At 52.7% G+C, this 17,031-nt stretch carries 19 protein-coding genes; 16 read left to right on the forward strand and 3 right to left on the reverse strand.

The genetic code is table 11. From position 1 onward, the window contains the following. The first annotated feature begins 72 nt into the window (after positions 1 to 72). The 9 genes from panB to C8N40_RS10110 all read left to right on the forward strand — a co-directional run bounded on the left by panB (position 73) and on the right by C8N40_RS10110 (position 6,591). The gene (panB, locus tag C8N40_RS10070; RefSeq protein WP_108211646.1) at positions 73 to 891 is read left to right on the forward strand and encodes a 3-methyl-2-oxobutanoate hydroxymethyltransferase; all 819 of its coding nucleotides are present in this window, start codon (positions 73 to 75) and stop codon (positions 889 to 891) included. 154 nt (positions 892 to 1,045) lie between these two features. After that, positions 1,046 to 1,726 carry an RluA family pseudouridine synthase gene (locus C8N40_RS10075; protein WP_108211647.1) on the forward strand — a complete coding sequence of 227 codons (681 nt, stop codon included), beginning with the start codon at positions 1,046 to 1,048 and terminating at the stop codon, positions 1,724 to 1,726. A 169-nt stretch (positions 1,727 to 1,895) separates the two neighbouring features. After that, a complete protein-coding gene (locus C8N40_RS10080; protein ID WP_108211648.1) occupies positions 1,896 to 2,666 on the forward strand; it encodes an acyl-CoA desaturase in 771 nt (256 codons plus the stop codon). A gap of 545 nt (positions 2,667 to 3,211) precedes the next feature. Beyond that, the gene (locus C8N40_RS22940) at positions 3,212 to 3,361 is read left to right on the forward strand and encodes a hypothetical protein (protein ID WP_211318071.1); all 150 of its coding nucleotides are present in this window, start codon (positions 3,212 to 3,214) and stop codon (positions 3,359 to 3,361) included. A 190-nt stretch (positions 3,362 to 3,551) separates the two neighbouring features. After that, a complete protein-coding gene (locus C8N40_RS10090; protein WP_108211650.1) occupies positions 3,552 to 4,091 on the forward strand; it encodes a 30S ribosomal protein S16 in 540 nt (179 codons plus the stop codon). 11 nt (positions 4,092 to 4,102) lie between these two features. After that, on the forward strand, positions 4,103 to 4,678 hold the full coding sequence (rimM, locus tag C8N40_RS10095; protein ID WP_108211651.1) for a ribosome maturation factor RimM: 576 nt from the start codon (positions 4,103 to 4,105) through the stop codon (positions 4,676 to 4,678). Beyond that, a complete protein-coding gene (gene trmD / locus C8N40_RS10100; RefSeq protein ID WP_108211652.1) occupies positions 4,678 to 5,358 on the forward strand; it encodes a tRNA (guanosine(37)-N1)-methyltransferase TrmD in 681 nt (226 codons plus the stop codon). The genes rimM and trmD overlap by 1 nt, the downstream gene beginning before the upstream one ends. A gap of 171 nt (positions 5,359 to 5,529) precedes the next feature. Continuing rightward, on the forward strand, positions 5,530 to 5,883 hold the full coding sequence (gene rplS / locus C8N40_RS10105) for a 50S ribosomal protein L19 (protein WP_092101711.1): 354 nt from the start codon (positions 5,530 to 5,532) through the stop codon (positions 5,881 to 5,883). Between the two features lie 129 nt (positions 5,884 to 6,012). After that, the gene (locus tag C8N40_RS10110; protein WP_108211653.1) at positions 6,013 to 6,591 is read left to right on the forward strand and encodes an inorganic diphosphatase; all 579 of its coding nucleotides are present in this window, start codon (positions 6,013 to 6,015) and stop codon (positions 6,589 to 6,591) included. A 138-nt stretch (positions 6,592 to 6,729) separates the two neighbouring features. Here C8N40_RS10110 and C8N40_RS10115 read toward each other — a convergent pair whose 3' ends face one another. Next, positions 6,730 to 7,125, reverse strand: coding sequence for a hypothetical protein (locus C8N40_RS10115; protein ID WP_146173548.1), 396 nt, complete (start codon positions 7,123 to 7,125; stop codon positions 6,730 to 6,732). 159 nt (positions 7,126 to 7,284) lie between these two features. Further along, positions 7,285 to 7,989, reverse strand: a complete 705-nt coding sequence (locus C8N40_RS10120; RefSeq protein ID WP_245905063.1) for a DNA repair ATPase — start codon at positions 7,987 to 7,989, stop codon at positions 7,285 to 7,287. Between the two features lie 213 nt (positions 7,990 to 8,202). On the opposite strand from C8N40_RS10120, the gene C8N40_RS10125 reads away from it, so the two are divergent. From C8N40_RS10125 to C8N40_RS10135, 3 genes are all read left to right on the forward strand, one after another. Beyond that, on the forward strand, positions 8,203 to 8,610 hold the full coding sequence (locus C8N40_RS10125) for a 6-pyruvoyl trahydropterin synthase family protein (protein ID WP_108211655.1): 408 nt from the start codon (positions 8,203 to 8,205) through the stop codon (positions 8,608 to 8,610). Beyond that, positions 8,573 to 9,268, forward strand: a complete 696-nt coding sequence (gene folE / locus C8N40_RS10130) for a GTP cyclohydrolase I FolE (RefSeq protein ID WP_425440657.1) — start codon at positions 8,573 to 8,575, stop codon at positions 9,266 to 9,268. The genes C8N40_RS10125 and folE overlap by 38 nt, the downstream gene beginning before the upstream one ends. Positions 9,269 to 9,381: 113 nt before the next feature. Further along, a complete protein-coding gene (locus C8N40_RS10135; protein ID WP_108211657.1) occupies positions 9,382 to 10,299 on the forward strand; it encodes a TIGR01777 family oxidoreductase in 918 nt (305 codons plus the stop codon). Between the two features lie 266 nt (positions 10,300 to 10,565). On the opposite strand, the gene C8N40_RS10140 is transcribed toward C8N40_RS10135, so the two are convergent. Continuing rightward, a complete protein-coding gene (locus C8N40_RS10140; protein ID WP_245905064.1) occupies positions 10,566 to 12,908 on the reverse strand; it encodes a penicillin-binding protein 1A in 2,343 nt (780 codons plus the stop codon). A 616-nt stretch (positions 12,909 to 13,524) separates the two neighbouring features. Between C8N40_RS10140 and C8N40_RS10145 the strand changes: the two genes are divergently transcribed. From C8N40_RS10145 to C8N40_RS10160, 4 genes are all read left to right on the forward strand, one after another. Then, positions 13,525 to 14,028 (forward strand): hypothetical protein, encoded by a 504-nt coding sequence (locus tag C8N40_RS10145; protein ID WP_108211772.1) that lies wholly within the window; start codon positions 13,525 to 13,527, stop codon positions 14,026 to 14,028. 310 nt (positions 14,029 to 14,338) lie between these two features. Next, positions 14,339 to 15,127 carry a hypothetical protein gene (locus C8N40_RS10150; RefSeq protein ID WP_108211658.1) on the forward strand — a complete coding sequence of 263 codons (789 nt, stop codon included), beginning with the start codon at positions 14,339 to 14,341 and terminating at the stop codon, positions 15,125 to 15,127. Between the two features lie 15 nt (positions 15,128 to 15,142). Then, positions 15,143 to 16,048 (forward strand): UbiA family prenyltransferase, encoded by a 906-nt coding sequence (locus C8N40_RS10155; protein ID WP_108211659.1) that lies wholly within the window; start codon positions 15,143 to 15,145, stop codon positions 16,046 to 16,048. Positions 16,049 to 16,101: 53 nt separating this feature from the next. Beyond that, positions 16,102 to 16,575 (forward strand): hypothetical protein, encoded by a 474-nt coding sequence (locus C8N40_RS10160; protein ID WP_108211660.1) that lies wholly within the window; start codon positions 16,102 to 16,104, stop codon positions 16,573 to 16,575. Positions 16,576 to 17,031 lie beyond the last annotated feature (456 nt).

The following is a 17,031-nucleotide window of genomic DNA, read 5'->3' on the forward strand; positions in this document are numbered from 1 at the left end:
GACAGCCACAACAAAAGGTGGCTGTTGTTGTTTTTATATTTTATAGCTTTACATCCCAAACAACCGGAAGCTATGTCTGTACATAAAAACGATATCAAGAAAATTACCACGCACCAGTTGCAGAACATGAAGGAGCGTGGTGAGAAAATCTCCATGCTTACTGCCTACGACTACTCCATGGCCACCATTCTGGATGCCGCCGGCGTAGACGTGCTGCTGGTAGGCGACTCTGCCTCCAACGTGATGGCAGGGCATGAGACCACGCTTCCCATCACCCTGGACCAGATGATTTACCACGCCTCGTCGGTGGTACGTGGGGTGAGCCGCGCCTTTGTGGTAGTGGATCTTCCCTTTGGCTCTTACCAGGGCAACTCGTCGGAGGCGCTGCGATCCACCATCCGCATCATGAAAGAGTCTGGCGCGCATGGCGTGAAGATTGAAGGCGGTGCCGAGATAAAAGACTCTGTAACCCGCATCCTCAGCGCCGGTGTGCCGGTGATGGGGCACCTGGGCCTGACCCCGCAGTCTATCTATAAGTTTGGCACTTACACGGTGCGCGCCAAGGAAGAAGCTGAGGCGCAAAAGCTGATTGACGATGCCCTCCTGCTGCAGGAGCTTGGCTGCTTTGCCATTGTGCTGGAGAAGATTCCATCAGAGTTGGCCAAGCGCGTGGCCGAGCAGCTGCAGATTCCTATTATCGGCATTGGTGCCGGACCGCACGTGGACGGGCAGGTGCTGGTGGTGCACGACATGCTGGGCATCAACAAGGAGTTTAAACCTCGTTTCCTGCGCCGCTACGCCGACCTGCACACCATCATGACCGATGCCGTGCAGCACTACGTGAAGGATGTAAAGAGCAAAGACTTCCCGAGCGAAAAAGAAGCATATTAATTTGAGTTAAGAGTTATGAGTTAAAAGTTAAGAGTGGGGCAATATGCTCAGGTATAGAGCGCACTTACAGACATGGTGTCGACATCACTTCTTATACCGCCCATTTTTGAATAAAAACTTTTAACTCATAACTCTCAACTTTTAACTAAAGCATATGGCTTCTTTAGACATTCTTTTTGAGGATAACCATGTGCTGGTGGTAAACAAGCCAGCGGGACTGCTGGTGCATGGCGACGAAACGGGGGATGTAACGCTGGCAGACCTGGCGAAGGAGTATATCAGAGAGAAGTATAACAAGCCAGGCAACGTGTTTGTGGGAGTAGTGCACCGCCTCGACAGACCCGTGAGTGGTGTAGTGCTGCTGGCCAAAACCTCCAAAGCCCTCGCCCGCCTGAATGAGTTGTTCCGCAGCAAGAAAACCATTAAGACCTATTGGGCCGTCGTACAGAACCGCCCGAGGCAGGAACAGGGCAACCTGGTGCACTGGCTCGTGAAGGACAGCAGCCGCAACGTAACCAAGGCCTTTGCCAAAGAAAACCCCAGCGGCGCCCGTTCCGAGCTAAACTATACTTTGCTTACCTCACAACAGGGAAAGAACTTACTCGAGGTTAATCCCATCACCGGCAGGCCGCACCAAATACGGGTGCAGCTGGCCTCCATGCAATGCCCCATACTTGGCGATTTGAAGTATGGCGCCCCGCAGCCCCTGCCCGATAAAAGTATAGCCTTGCACGCCCGCAGTCTCCGGTTCACGCACCCGACGCTTAAGACAGAAGTCGCTGTCAGCGCGCCTCTTCCGGATGCACCCGTTTGGAACCCCTTCAGGCATCTTTAGCCATGCTTCAGAGAAGGCTGAAAAAAATGATATTTGTCATTTTTCTGAACTTTTACGCTGCTAATGTTATTTTACTTTTAATTTCGTATGTAGCTTTGCGTAAGGCAACTCGTGCGTAGTAATACAGCTGCCCTCAAACCGAACAAATCACTAAATACCTGTTACATTAATGGCAATCCTTATCTTTTTTGTGGTGCATTGGTACCTGTCGCTGTTCGTACAGACGTTTTACCTCCACCGCTACGCAGCACACAAGATGTTTACCATGAGCCCGTTCTGGGAAAGAGCATTTTACCTGCTGACTTACATAGCCCAGGGCTCCTCGTTCCTGTCGCCGCGTGCCTATGCCATACTTCACCGTATGCACCACGCCTTCTCCGACACCGAGCGCGACCCGCACTCGCCGCATTACTCCAGCAACGCCTTCTCGATGATGTGGAAGACGAAGGAGATTTACAACAACGTGCTGAACAACCGCGTGGAGCCGGAGCGCCGTTTTGAGGGCAACTACCCGGTTTGGCCATTGATAGAGAAAATTGGTGACTCCTGGTACTCAAGAGCGGGTTGGGGTGTAGCCTATGTGCTGTTTTACATCGCCTTTGCCACGCAGTGGTGGATGTTCCTGCTGCTGCCCATCCACTTCCTGATGGGTCCGGTGCACGGCGCGATTGTGAACTGGAGCGGCCACAAGTATGGCTACCAGAACTTCGACAACAACGACAAGTCGAAGAACTCTCTTTTCTTTGACTTTCTGACGGGCGGAGAGCTTTTCCAGAACAACCACCACAAGCTGCCTAACCGCGTGAACTTTGGCGTGAAGTGGTGGGAAGTTGACCCAACCTGGCCGGTAATCTGGACACTGAACAAGCTCAGCATCATCAAGCTGAAGCCTGTAAAAGTGAGAGCCGCCAAGCCCCCTAGAGTTAAAGCAAATGCTTAATCATATCGAAAGCCCTCCCGCAACGGAGGGCTTTTTTTTATACTTTATACTTCAGGTTGCAATTTACCTGCCAGCTCCCGGGGGAGTTTTTGCAGTACCGGGTCCAACCACCCCTGCCCCTCCTTGGCCAAGGAGGGGAGCTTGTTGTTACTGGTGCTGAAGTATAAGTTTTATAGTTGATGTTCTCGCACGGACAGGTCGCGACCTGTCCCTACAAGTGTAAACCCACCCCTAGCCCCTCCGAGGAGGGGAATTTCTGCAGGTGATTACACCCCTATTGAGCGCTGCTCGCAAGCTTCGAACTCGCGTTCTTGTTTGTCCTCAAGGGGACAGTTTCTATACTACTAATTTATACTTTCCTTTCCAGTAGCAGAGGCTTTGCTATCGAACCCTATCCCAGCCTTTGGGTTGAGCGCCTTGTAGATTTCCGGTGCCGCCTTAGCGGCATTGCGACGTCAGGAGCAAAGGAAATGTACACAGCGCGATGCCCGAAGGCGAGCCCTCTCGGGCTTGAGAGCACCAAAGCCAGAGGTGAAACAATAGGTTTGTGGGAACTAGAGGATGACCAGAAGCTAGAAAGGATAGCTTGGGTCAAGTGGAAGGAAGCAGGGGCAGGAAAGTATAATCCCAAGTATAAAAGTATGATGTATGTAGATGCGGGGACACAGAACAGCGAACAAAAGTATAAAGAATAGCAGAACACAAGCTAGAAAACGACCAAGAGCAGGCTACTCGTAAACCACAATCCGCACTTTATACTTTACCCTGAGGCACAACCCATTAATAAAAAGCCACAAGTATAGATTATCAGAAATTATTTCCCTACTTTTGCGGTTCTAAAAACTGGCGGACGGGTTCCGCCGACTTACAAAACACATTCAAGAAATGGCAGTAAAAATCAGACTGGCCCGCAGAGGCCGCAAAAAAGCCGCTATCTACGATATCGTAGTAGCTGACGCTCGAGCACCACGTGATGGTAAATTTATCGAGAAACTGGGTACCTACAACCCAAACACTGTTCCAGCCTTCATCGACTTTAACGAAGACAAGGCGTTCCAGTGGCTGATGAACGGCGCACAGCCGACAGACACTGTAAAAGCCATGCTTTCTTACAGAGGTATCCTTTTCAAGAAGCACCTGCAAATCGGTGTTAACAAAGGTGCCATCACGCAGGAGACTGCTGACCAGCGCTTTAACGAGTGGAAAGAGGCAAAAGATGCCAAGGTAGAAGCTAAGCGCCAGCAAGTTGGTTCTGAGAAAGAAGCCAAGCGTGCTGCTGCCCTGGAAGCTGAGCGTAAGGTGAACGAGGCTCGTGCAGAGGCTATCCGCCAGCGCGCTGCTGAGAAAGCTGCTGCTAATGCTCCTGCTGAAGAGGCTCCAGAGGCCGCTGCAGAAGGTGGCGAGGCTACAGAAGAGCAAGCATAAATTGATGTGCCATGCATGTTGATGAATGCTTCCTGTTAGGCTATATCGTCAAGACCCATGGCACCAAGGGCCAAGTAGTCGCGTTTTTTGACGTAGACTACCCCGAAGATTATGAAGATTTGGAATCAGTTTTCCTGGAGCAAAAGGGAAGACTGATTCCTTTTTTTATAACGTCCATGGAGCCGCAGGCCAAGGGTCGCTTTATCATCAAGTTTGAGGATATCGACACCATCGCCCAGGCAGAGACGCTGCGCAACACCTCCCTGTACCTGCCGCTCGACGAGCTGCCGGAGCTGGAGGAAGGCCAGTTCTACTTCCACGATGTGATTGGTTACCAGGTGGTAGACGAGCAGCATGGTGCGCTGGGCACCGTGAAGGAGTTTTACGACCTGCCCAACCAGCAGCTGATGGTGATGGAGTACCTGAACCAGGAAATGCTGGTGCCGGTGATGGACGAGATCTTCCTGCGCGCCGACCACGAGACAAAGCAGCTGCATGTAAGCCTGCCGGAGGGACTGCTGGAAGTATACACACAACCCTCCAGCCCCGACGACGAGGACGAAGACACTGAGGAGGAGAAGAAGTAATGCGCTTTGACATTATCACCTGCCAGCCGGACCTGCTGGAAAGCCCCTTCAGCCATTCTATCCTGAAAAGGGCACAGCAAAAAGGCCTGGTAGAGATTCACATACACGACCTGCGCAAGTACGCCGTGAACAAGCATGGCCAGATTGATGACTATGCCTTTGGCGGCGGTGCAGGCATGGTGATGATGATTGAGCCAATTGACGCGTGCATTTCGGAGCTGAAGGCGGAGCGTGCGTACGACGCTCTTATTTACATGACACCGGACGGGCAAACGCTGAACCAGCGCATCGTAAACCAGTTCTCGCTGATGCAGAACGTCATTATACTTTGCGGCCACTACAAAGGCGTGGACGAGCGTGTGCGGCAGCATTTCATCACCCACGAGATCAGCATCGGAGACTACGTGCTGTCGGGTGGGGAGCTTGGCGCGGCCGTATTGGCGGATGCCATTATCCGGATTCTGCCCGGCGTGCTGAACGACGAAACCTCCGCGCTGACAGACTCTTTCCAGGATGGCTTGCTGGCCCCGCCCGTGTACACCCGTCCCGCCGAGTATAAGGGCATGAAGGTGCCGGACATCCTGATGTCGGGCGACACGCCGAAGATTGAGCAGTGGCGCTTTGAGCAGGCCGTAGAACGCACCAAACAGCGCCGCCCGGACCTGCTCGGCGAGGAGTAACGCACTGGCCTGTGCCAGTTGAACAGATATTTTAAAGGCCTTCCGGTAGAATCTACCGGGGTGGTCGCTGGGTTTTATATTTTTTTTCTGCAAATGTTCTTATGTAATAAATATTTACATATCTTTGCAGTCCGAATTTTGAAGAAGATACTTTAAGAGAACATAGCCATCATGAGCGAACTAATTAAATTCATCGAGCAGGAATCTACTGACAAGCGCGCCTCTTTCCCTAACTTTCAGGCGGGTGATACGATAAACATCCACGTTAAAATCCGTGAGGGTAACAAAGAGCGTATTCAGCAATTCCAGGGTGTTGTGATTCAGCGTAAGAACGTGAACACAAACGGAGAGACGTTCACTGTAAGAAAAGTATCTAACCAAATCGGTCTGGAGCGTATTTTCCCACTTCTTTCTCCTGCCATCGAGAAAATCGAGCTGGTGAGAAGAGGTCGTGTTAGAAGAGCAAGACTGTACTACCTGAGAGGTCTTCAGGGCAAGGCTGCTCGTATCAAGGAAAGAAGATAAGAATACCTGTTTTCATAAGTTTTCCATAGTTTTAGTAAGAAGGAGCCGACGACCTCGGCTCCTTCTTCTATTTCTATACTTTCCCTCTGCTGCTTATATTTACAAGTATAACCGCTAGCTCATCGCACCATGATCCGCCATACTTTATACTTGCTCTTGCTGCTTGCCCTGGCCTCCTGCCAAACCGATTACACCAAACTGCCCACCTTTACTGCTAACAAGCAGCTGAAGGCAGTAATAGAGACGCCAGCCGGCAACACCCGCACGCTGGTGTATGACAGGGAGAAAAAGGAGTTCGTAGCGGATTTGGATGCAGGCCAAGAGCGTGAAATAGGTTTTCTGCCCTACCCCGGCAACATGGGCTTTATCCCCTCCACAGAGATAAACAAGAACGGCAGAGGCCTGGAAGTGTTGGTGCTGGCAGAGCGGCGCGAAACAGGCTCCGAGATGGAGGTGATTCCGGTGGGCCTGGTGCAGCTGGAAAAGAACGGCGAGCTGCGCCACATCGTGATAGCCGTGCCTTCGCGGCCGAGCGAGCGCAGGATCGATGCCACTAACTTCGAGGGGCTCAGCAAGAACTACCCGGGTGCCAAAGCCATACTTCAGATCTGGTTCTCGAACTTCAATAAATCGGGGAACACGAAGTTTGTAGGCTGGCGCGACGAGAAGTTCGCTGAGAAGGAGATACAACGCTGGATGAAGCTGTAGGCAAGCTGCTAGAAGTATAGGTACGCCATACTTTGCGCCTCGTGCTTTCCTGAAAGTATAGGAGTGCTAAAGTATAAAGTACTGGCATTTTATACTTCACCTCCTCCGAATAAAAAAGAGCCGCAAGGTGTTGCGTCTCTACAAGTATAAATCCCTTCTTGACATAGGCAGGTTGAGTATAGTAGCGATATACACTAACTCCACCATATCGCCTTTCACATCTACCTCTCCCTGTTCAATCTCAATGTGAACCGTAAGCACTAACTCGTCTGCTGTCAGCCTGGAAATCTTAAACTTCACCTGCTCACCGAATTGCTCCATCACAATGGCATTGTCCCTAACTTGGTACGAGGCGCTGCGCATCTTTCGCTTCTTGTGGGTATTGTAGCGGAAAGTGCTTTTTTCTCTAAGATCTAATGTCGTAAATGGCTCTACACCGTAGATGCCGCTTCCATCTGCGAACATATGCGGGAGCCTGTTGAAAGTCTTATACTTCCATACTTTGTGCAGGGTAACCTCCTCTTCATTTTGCATAATGTTGGCTTTAAGTTTATCACTACTTATCACTCTCATCCGGTCATCCGCGTGAGAAAATGAGGCGAGGGGCAGCATTGCCAGGAGTAGAAGATAAAGAGACATCGCACAAGTTTTTTAAGTTACCGATCCAAGTAAAGTCAAAAAAGTATAAACCTGCTACTTACTTACCTGCAGCAGTTTGGCGCGCACGGCATCCACGGCCTGTTCCATTTCCTGCACCCGCTGGCGGCTCAGCTCCTGCTTCTGCTGGTTTCGCTGTACCTCCTGCTCCAGTTGCTTCAGGTCCTCGGCGTTGCGCACCAGCTCGGCCTCCAGCTCTTTGCGGCGCTGCTTGTTGCGCTCTATACTTAGCTGCAGGCTGTTGGCCTCCTTCACCACCCGGTCCTGCTCGGCTTTGGTGGCCCTTAGCACCTCTTCTGCGGCATTAATCTGCCGGAACACATCATCCCGGTACAGCTTGCGGGCGAAGCCTCTCAGAAAGCCCTCTGCGGCAGCATACTCCTTGGGTGTGGAAGCCTGGCTCATGTAATCGGTGCCAAAGTCCAGCGCCCACCATACGTTACTACCCATGGCGTCGCTGCTGACCATGGATACCAGGCGCATCGGTACGTCGGAAATCATATCTACCTTGGCAGCCTCTACTGTAAACAGCCCCTTGCTTACCTTTACACGGCCTGCCTGCTGCCCCAGGTACTCCCTCCACGACCGCTCCACGGTTTTAGGGTCCAGCTGCACCGATAGCTGCTGCCCGCGCCGCTTTACGCCCTGCACCTCCTGCTCTACCTCTTTTACCTGCACCGACTGCGCCTGGCACACCGCGGCCGTTACCAACATAAACATGGCAAGTATAAATCCCCTCATAGGTTCTGTTATTTTTTGTACTCTGATAGGTTTGATTGATACACGAAGTTAAAAAATAGCCGGCAGAAAGCGCGGGGGCAAAACGAATTAAATTAGCCTGCTTTTGGTTTGGGAATAGGGCCAGCAACGCTAACTTTGCAAACTTATGGCACTCGCAGTGGATTGGTGGAACAAGAGGCCAAACTTTACCGCACCTTAGCTGTTACAAGCACTATGAGAGTAACCGTTTGCCGGAAAGAACACTTTAACGCCGCCCACAGGCTGCACAACCCCGCCTGGACGGAGGAGCAGAACGACGCGGTGTTCGGCTTGTGCAGCAACCCCAACTACCATGGCCATAACTATGAATTGATTGTGCGGCTAACGGGCCCTGTAAACCCTGAGACCGGGTATGTGTACGACATGAAGAAGCTCAGCGACCTGGTGAAGGAGGAAGTGGTCAACAGGTTTGACCACAAAAACCTGAACCTGGACACCGAGGAGTTTCGCCAATTGAACCCCACCGCCGAAAATATTGCGGTCGTGATTTGGAACAAGCTGCGTGACAGGATCAGCCCGGACTACGATTTAGCTGTAACACTGTATGAGACAGAACGAAACTTTGTGGAATATAATGGATAACCACGACCTGGAGAACCAAGAGGCGATGGATGACCATGTAATGGGCTCTCTGGAGACTCCCTTGCGTGCGGATGCATTTGACCTTTCCGACGACGAGAAGATCACCATTATTGAGGGGCACTTCCGTGAGATTATGCATACCCTGGGCCTGGACCTGAAGGACGACAGCCTGAAAGGAACGCCGCACCGCGTGGCCAAAATGTTTGTGAAAGAGATTTTCAGTGGCCTGCACCCGGACAATAAGCCCCACGCCCGCCGCTTCGAGAACAAGTACAAGTACAACAAAATGCTGGTGGAGCGCGACATTACCGTGTACTCCTCCTGCGAGCACCACTTTGTGCCGATCATCGGAAAGGCGCACGTGGCCTATATCCCGAACGAGCACGTGATTGGCTTGTCTAAGTTGAACCGCATCGTGCAGTACTACGCCCGCCGCCCGCAGGTGCAGGAACGCATGACCATGCAGATTGCCAACGAGATGAAGCAGGCGCTGCAAACAGAGAACGTGGCCGTGTTGATAGAGGCCGATCACCTGTGCGTGATGAGCCGTGGCGTAAACGATGTGAGCAGCAGCACCATCACCGCCGAGTACTCCGGCCTGTTTGAGCAGGAAACGTACCGTTCTGAGTTCCTGGGGCATATCCGCACCAAGCGCTAAGCCATACCTGTAGCACCTCGTAACGCACTCCTTTTACTACTACCTAATATAAGTAAACTTAAATATACCTAAGTTTCGTATAGGTTATCTCACTGTGCTAACACAAATAAGCTATGCCAGGAAAAATACTCATTACAGGTGGCTCAGGGCTTGTAGGGATGCGTTTGTCGGAAATGCTGATAGACCAGGGGTACGAGGTAGCGCACCTCAGCCGAAACCCGGAAAAAATGTCCACTTACAAAGCCTTTAAATGGGATGTAAAGCAGGGCTACATTGATGAGAACGCCCTCAACCATGCGGACTACATCGTAAACCTGGCTGGGGCAGGCATCTCTGACGAGAAATGGACAGAGGAGCGCAAAAAAGAAATCCGCAGGAGCCGGGTGGAAGGTATAAACCTGCTGCATAAGTACCTGAGCAGTGCCAAACACCAGGTAAAAGGATTTATCTCTGCCTCTGCCATTGGCATCTACGGTGATTCCGGCGACCGGCTGTTGTCGGAAGAGAGCCTGTACGGGGATGATTTTCTGGCCGAAGTATGCAAGGCCTGGGAGGCCGCCGCCTGGCAAATGCGTGATCTGTCGCTGCGCACTGTTATCCTCAGGCTGGGCATTGTGCTGAGCCCAAAGGGAGGTGCGTTGCCGCAAATGGCCAAACCCGTTAAAATGATGGCCGGCGCCGCGCTTGGCTCGGGCAAGCAGTATATGTCCTGGATTCATATTGACGACGTCTGCCGCCTGTTTATCCGCGCCATTGAGGACAAGGCGTATGAGGGCGTGTACAATGCCGTGGCACCCCACCCGGTAACGAATGCGGAGTTTACCAAAGAACTTGCCGAGGCCATGCACAAGCCGCTGGTGCTGCCTAACGTGCCCGCCTTTGCGCTTAACCTGATGCTGGGCGAGATGAGCGAGGCGGTACTCGCCAGCCAGCGGGTAAGCGCCAACAAAGTGCTGCAGACAGGCTTCACGTTTGAGTATACGTACCTGGAGGAGGCACTGGATTCGTTTTACGGCTCAGAGAAGGATTAATCCTATACTATACAAGTTGTGAGCCTTAGCTTGGCCCTCGCTCGCCTCCGGCGAGTGTGCATGATTTGGTGGCGTCCCGCCACCTGTTTCCGGAGGCACACGTTAAAGCGGCCAGAGTCCCCCGATAGCTCACACTCGCCAGAGGCGAGCGAGGGCACTGACGTGCGTAATACTAACCTGGTAATGGTATAAGAGTATAAAACGTATTAAAAGCGGAGGGGCCGGCTATACTTTAGCCGGCCCCTCCGCTTTTATACTTCCTGCTCTTACAGAATATCCCCTACATTCAGCAACTCCAGCATCGGGTCTAGCATAGTAGAGTCTGGCTGTGCTTTTGGCAACACTGTGGTGCAGTTATACTTCTTGCTGATCTTGACGGTTGGTTTCGGGAAGCGGCCCATGGTATAGCCCAGTTCCTTATCCTGGTAGATGCGCTCCATATACAGGCCGTAAATCGGCAGGGCGGTCTTAGAGCCCTCCCCCAACTGCGAGGTACGGAAATGGATGCTGCGGTCCTCGCCGCCTACCCACACTCCGGTCACCAAATCTTTGGTTACGCCCATAAACCAGCCGTCGGAGTGATTGGAGCTCGTACCCGTTTTGCCGCCAATCTCGTTGCCCTTCCACAAATCATACTCCCACAGCGCCTGCGAGGTGCCGCCCGGCTCCTCGATGCCGCCCTTGAGCATGTGCATCATCAGGAAAGCGGTTTCCTCGCTCAGCACCTTCTTCTGGATGGGCGTGAACTGGTGTACCAGGTTGCCGTTGTGATCCTCGATGCGGGTGATAAACATAGGCTCCGTATGGAAGCCGTAGTTCGGGAACGTGCTGTAGGCGCCCACCATCTCAAAAACAGACACGTCGCTGGGGCCAAGGCCAATGGAAGGCACTGCCTGCAGCGGGCTCTTTATCCCCAGCTTGTGCGCATACTTCACCACTGTTTCCCAGCCGATAAGCTCTGTAAGCTGGGCCGTCACCGAGTTCACCGATTTGCCCATGCCCCGCCGCAGCGTCATCGGGGCACCCGTGTACTGCCAGTCGGCATTGGTAGGCGACCAGCTCTTCTTCTCCCCTTTCTCCACGTAGTTTATCGTCACGCGCTGGTCCACAATCTTGTCGCAGGGCGAGTAGCCGTTGTCGATGGCGGCCACGTACACAAATGGCTTGAAGGTAGAGCCCGGTTGGCGGCGCGCCTGTTTCACGTGGTCATACTTAAAATACTTGTAGTTAATGCCCCCTACCCATGCCTTGATGTGGCCGGTGAAAGGATCCATCGTCATCATGCCGCCGTGCAGGAAGTGCTTGTAATAGGCCAGCGAGTCGAGCGGGCTCATGGTCATGGTCTTCTCCAGCGAGTCGTTCTCCCAGGTAAACACTTTCATCTCACGCGGGCGGTTCAGTTCCTTGTTGATGGCTTCCATGTCATCGCCATACTTTTGCTTCAGGCGACGGTAGTAGGCCGTGCGCTTAATCGTTTCTTCTATGAAGCCAGGTATCTCGCGGTTCTTCTCATCCACCCAAGGCTTCTTACCCTCCCAGTGACTGTAGAAACGGCGCTGCAGCTTGCGCATCTGCTCCTCCATAGCGGCCTCGGCGTGGGCCTGCATACGAGAGTCGATGGTGGTATAAATCTTGAGGCCGTCGCGGTACAGGTCGTAACCGTTCTCCTTGCACCACTCCTGCAGGTAATCAGCCACAGCCCCTCTGAAGTAAGTAGCTGGTCCGTCGTAGTGGTTCTCTACGCTATAGTCTAACACTAGCGGCAGTTGGCTCAGCGAGTCCGCTTTGGCCTTGTCGAGGTAGCCATACTTTACCATCTGACCCATCACCACGTTGCGGCGGCGGGTGGCATTCTCCGGGTTAAAGCGCGGACTGTAGTAAGTGGGGGCTTTCAGCAGGCCCACGAGCACGGCAGCCTGCTCCGTTTTTAGTTTTTCGGGTGTGGTATTGAAGAAGGTTTTGGAGGCCACTTTAATACCGAAGGAGTTCGAGCCAAAATCTACCGTGTTCAGGTACATCGTCAGGATCTCTTCCTTGGTATAACGCTGCTCGAGCTTGATGGCCGTCAGCCACTCCTTGGTTTTGGAGATCGCAATGCTGAGTCCCGGGATATGCCCCAGAACGCCTTTGGAGTCGTCGGTGCGGGTTTTGTAAAGGTTTTTGGCCAGCTGCTGGGTAATGGTACTCGCGCCGCGTGCCTCTCCCTGAAAGCTGCCGTACACCGCCGACACGATCGCCTCCGGGTCTATGCCGGCATGCTCGTAAAAGCGGATGTCCTCGGTGGCCAGCAGCGCCTGCACCAGCTCCGGCGACAGTTCCTGGTACGTTACCGGGCTGCGGTTCTCGCGGAAGTACTTGCCAATCAGCTTCCCGTCAGCGGTATAAAGCTCGGAGGCCTGGTCGGAACGGGGATTCTCCAGCCTGTCCAGACTTGGGGAGGAACCGAACAGGTACAGCACGTTATACTCTACACTAAACAAGTATCCCAATATCACGAAAAGGCCCAGAAAAAATGTTTTCCAGGTAAAGCTAATCACCTTAGAGGCAATGGAAGACGATGTTTTCTTAGGCTCTTGTACTTTCTCTTGCTCTTTTGGCATCTTCAGCATGTGCAGAGGCAGCTATGGTTTAAATTCCCTATCAAGCACTTCATTCTTTAACGGTCACAAAGATACTTTTTGTGCACAACATCTAAGAAGTACATCTTCTATTACTTAGTAAATAAAATCACTATTTAGTAACACCATGCGTTGCGGAAACCCTATACCACTAACCAATTTATTATCAGGAAATTACCACCCTAATATGTAACATAGTTCTATATGGTCCACCCTCACAGAAGCCTTGTTAAGTGGCGGGGCGGGTTTATACTCCAGCCTCCTTACGAAAAAAAGGGAGGGATAGCGGTATAAAATTTTAAAAGCCAACGCTACAACCCATTTAATTTGAGCACAAAACCAGCCATCGCCAGTAGCATGCTAGCTTCACTTTTTATAACCCAGGTTGCCATCTACTTCCGTGTGAAGGTGTCAACCCACTCCCGCCCCTCCAAGGAGGGGAATTATATTACACTCGCAGGAATTCCCCTCCCTGGAGGGGTTAGGGGTGGGTTAATCGCAACATGATTTTTATACTTTGCGGGGTGCATAACACGACAGGCAACGGCTATACTTTGGCCTGCAGTGCCTATCTTTGCCAGGCAGACGCACCAAAAACAGAATCGGGATGCAAGAGACGATACAACAGGTATTCGACAGGCTGATAGGGTTGCCGCTTACCAAAACCACTCGCCAGGAAACAGTGCAATTCTTCCACTTCGGGCACACTCATTATACTACCCCGCAAGGGCTTGTGCTGGATGTAGGGGAGATAACGCTGGCCGTGAACTGCCCCTGGGAGTTGCAGGAACCAGATAGCGGCACCATCCGCCACAGCGAAGTATACATCCGCAAGCGTGAGGCCGGCCTCCCTACCCCGGTCTGGGACTGGAAAAAGCCTGGATCCAGCATGCTCGACCAGCGCATGACGGCACTCATCAACAACAACCCCAACCTGGTGCTGGAGCGCGCAGAGCAGCAGGACAACTACGGGCTCATGTTATACTTTAGCGACGGCTCCACGCTTTCTGTAATGCCCGACCCGGCCAAGCCGGCTGCCGAGTACTGGCAGTTCTTCAGCAACACCGGCGATGGCCTGCGTGTGGGTGCCGGCGAGAACGGACTGATGTAGGCATTTACACTTTGACTAGGTTATTTTGTGGTCAAGGGTGCCTTCCGGTTTAGCAGACTGTCCCCTTGAGGGGACTATAGGGGTGTTTACACCTGTAGGTGAAAACACATATAGCTTAGCTACAGGCATTCTGTTCAGTATTTTACGCCCCTGTGGTCCCCTCAAGGGGACAGTCTCTAGAAGCTTATATCGCCGTATACTGATCTAGAGAAATAGAACTGGGTTGCTCCATTTATACTTGCTCTTATACTTTCAGCTGTCCGGAAAACCTTTGGTGCTGTAACGGAGTACTTCTGCAAAAAAGCAGCCCTTGAACATTCGCCTTCAGCTTTTCGAGTTCGAAGACCAGTCCTGGTTCCCGCACGTTATCCGGCAGGGCATGCTCGATTTCCTGCGCTTCATGATTACGCGGCTAAATGCCTATGAGGCGGCCATACCCCTTTTGCAGGAACTGTTGGAACGCACCCGAAGCCGCCACCTTACCGACCTTTGCTCGGGGGCAGGCGGCGGCATTGCCTCGGTACAGCAGCAACTAACACAGCGGATGGAAAAGTCCGTTCAGGTGACCCTCTCCGACCTCTACCCTAACCTCCGCGCCTACGAATACATCCGCCACGAATCGGGCGGAGCCATTGATTTTATACCCGAGCCGGTAGATGCCACCGCCGTACCGGAAAGTATAAAAGGAGTGCGCACCATCTTCTCTTCCTTTCACCACTTTCCGCCTGCTGTGGCCAAAGCCATACTTCAGGATGCGGCCGCTAAGCGCACAGCCATCGGTATTTTCGAGGGATCAAAAAAAAGCTGGCTGGAGATGCTCCTGCTGTGGCTGTTCTTCCCTGTAATTATACTTGTGGTGACGCCTTTTATCCGACCCTTCAGCATCAGCAGGCTCTTTTTCACGTACATACTTCCGCTCATCCCGCTGTGCATTATGTGGGATGGCACCGTGTCCCTGCTGCGGATTTATACCCCGGAGCAGTTGCGGCAGATGGCCTCGGAGGTACAGGCGCCCGGCTATACCTGGCGTTCGGGCCGCGTTGGGGCGGGGGCAGGCAAGTACGTCATCTACCTAATCGGGTATCCGGAGGAATTATGAATAAGTGAAAACTAGATGTCGCGGATAACAAACAATGCTAAACAAGTAACGCCAACGCATAGCTACCGCGATGCCCTTACGCTGATGCGGATTCCGTTTTCGGTGTACCTGATGCCTGTTTACTGGTTTGCCCTGAGCACCTTACCGCAGGCCAGCCCATGGCGGGCAGCGGCGGTGTTTCTGGTACTGCATGTGCTGGTATACCCTGCCAGCAACGGTTACAACTCCTACTACGACCGCGACGAGGGTAGCATCGGCGGCCTGAAGCATCCTCCCCAACCAAATCAACAACTTTTGCACCTGGTCTGGCTGTTCGATGCACTGGCCATACTTCTGAGCCTGTTTCTGTCGCCGCTTTTTGCCGGTTTTGTGGCGCTTTACCTGCTTATTTCCAAAGCCTATAGTTACGAGGGCATCCGCCTGAAGAAGCACCCCATTCTGAGCACTTTTGTAGTTACGTTTTTTCAGGGTGCCTATACTTTCGCGATGGTGCAGGTGGGCGTGGGCCTGCCGGCGCAGCAGGTACTACAGGAGCCGAATGTATGGTTTGCCTTGGTTAGCACGCTGTTTCTCTGCGGCTCCTACCCCCTCACCCAAATTTACCAGCACGAGGAAGACAGCCGCCGCGGCGACCGCACCTTAAGCCTGCTGCTGGGCATCCGGGGGACCTACTTTTTTGCCGCCGTCAGTTTGCTGGCTGGTGTCCTGCTGCTACTCTGGTTATACTTCAGCACGGGACAGGTTCACAATATTTTCATATTCTTGATATGCACAGCGCCTATCTCCTACTTTTTTATTGGCTGGGTGCTACGGGCACAAAAAGACCACCAGGAGGCGAATTTTGAGAACACCATGCAAATGAACAAAGTCTCCTCGCTCTGCATCAGCACCGCGTTTGTGTTGATGATGGTGGTGAGATGATGGCCAACTTAATAGAGGCTTCGTAATACGGTATACTTGTAAACTGCAAAACTATGAAGTTCCTGGACGCCGTAGTGGCAGGCATAGCCGGCACCATCGCCATGACTGCCTTTCTGTACCTGCTTTCCTTTGTCACGCACCGTGTGATGAAGGTAGTGCGCATTTTAGGCACGATGCTGCTCAACCGCACGCACCCGGATGGAAGCCTCTCGGAGCTGACAGGCACAAAAGTAGCCGGCACGCTGGCCCACTATGCTGCAGGCATTTTCTTCGCGACTATGTACCTGGCGCTGTGGAACTCCGGCGTTGGCTTGCCCACCGCCTCCTGGGGGTTGCTGTTTGGGCTGGCACACGGCCTGGTCGCCATGGTGATTTGGTACTTTTTCTTTATGGTGCACCCACGGCCACCTATCATCAGGCTTAGAACCTACCTCACCACCTTAATCTTTGCCCACATTATTTTTGGCTTCGTTACGAGCTATACTTTCTACCTGCTTACACAGCCCGATTATGATTTTTGGCAGTAGTTGGGGAGGTACCCCTCCCCAACCCTCCTCTAAGAACAGGGGAGGGAGTATTGCGGGACCGGGCCCAACCACCCCTACCCCTCCTTGGCTAAGGCGGGGAGTCTGTTGTTACTGTGGCTGAAGTATAAGTTTTATAGCTTAAGCCTTTGCGCGGACAGGTCGCGACCTGTCCCTACAAAGTATAAACCCACCCCTACCCCTCCGAGGAGGGGAGTCATCTGCAGCCGATTATATCCCCCTACCCCCTTCAAAGGGGGACTTTGGCTGAGGCTCCGTCTGCAGGGGCTATCGAACTAATTCCCAGCCTTTGGGTTGAGCGCCTTGTAGATTTCCGGTGCCGCTGTGGCGGCATTGCGGAGCAAAGGAAATGTACACCGCGCGATGCCCGAAGGCGAGGCCTCCCGGCCTTGAGGGAGCCAAGTAGGAGATGAAACAATAGCTTATGTAAGGCTGGAG

The sequence above is a fragment of the Pontibacter mucosus genome (assembly GCF_003054055.1).
Classification (GTDB): domain Bacteria; phylum Bacteroidota; class Bacteroidia; order Cytophagales; family Hymenobacteraceae; genus Pontibacter; species Pontibacter mucosus.

Coding starts and splice junctions, on each gene's coding strand:
- rplS (WP_092101711.1), top strand. CDS start 5,530: ATGAGCGAACTAATTAAATTCATCGAGCAGGAATCTACTGACAAGCGC.
- panB (WP_108211646.1), top strand. CDS start 73: ATGTCTGTACATAAAAACGATATCAAGAAAATTACCACGCACCAGTTG.
- C8N40_RS10145 (WP_108211772.1), top strand. CDS start 13,525: ATGCAAGAGACGATACAACAGGTATTCGACAGGCTGATAGGGTTGCCG.
- rimM (WP_108211651.1), top strand. CDS start 4,103: ATGCATGTTGATGAATGCTTCCTGTTAGGCTATATCGTCAAGACCCAT.
- trmD (WP_108211652.1), top strand. CDS start 4,678: ATGCGCTTTGACATTATCACCTGCCAGCCGGACCTGCTGGAAAGCCCC.
- folE (WP_425440657.1), top strand. CDS start 8,573: ATGAGACAGAACGAAACTTTGTGGAATATAATGGATAACCACGACCTG.
- C8N40_RS10135 (WP_108211657.1), top strand. CDS start 9,382: ATGCCAGGAAAAATACTCATTACAGGTGGCTCAGGGCTTGTAGGGATG.
- C8N40_RS10155 (WP_108211659.1), top strand. CDS start 15,143: ATGTCGCGGATAACAAACAATGCTAAACAAGTAACGCCAACGCATAGC.
- C8N40_RS10125 (WP_108211655.1), top strand. CDS start 8,203: ATGAGAGTAACCGTTTGCCGGAAAGAACACTTTAACGCCGCCCACAGG.
- C8N40_RS10120 (WP_245905063.1), bottom strand. CDS start 7,989: ATGAGGGGATTTATACTTGCCATGTTTATGTTGGTAACGGCCGCGGTG.
- C8N40_RS10160 (WP_108211660.1), top strand. CDS start 16,102: ATGAAGTTCCTGGACGCCGTAGTGGCAGGCATAGCCGGCACCATCGCC.
- C8N40_RS10075 (WP_108211647.1), top strand. CDS start 1,046: ATGGCTTCTTTAGACATTCTTTTTGAGGATAACCATGTGCTGGTGGTA.
- C8N40_RS10140 (WP_245905064.1), bottom strand. CDS start 12,908: ATGCTGAAGATGCCAAAAGAGCAAGAGAAAGTACAAGAGCCTAAGAAA.
- C8N40_RS10115 (WP_146173548.1), bottom strand. CDS start 7,125: ATGCAAAATGAAGAGGAGGTTACCCTGCACAAAGTATGGAAGTATAAG.
- C8N40_RS10090 (WP_108211650.1), top strand. CDS start 3,552: ATGGCAGTAAAAATCAGACTGGCCCGCAGAGGCCGCAAAAAAGCCGCT.
- C8N40_RS10080 (WP_108211648.1), top strand. CDS start 1,896: ATGGCAATCCTTATCTTTTTTGTGGTGCATTGGTACCTGTCGCTGTTC.
- C8N40_RS10110 (WP_108211653.1), top strand. CDS start 6,013: ATGATCCGCCATACTTTATACTTGCTCTTGCTGCTTGCCCTGGCCTCC.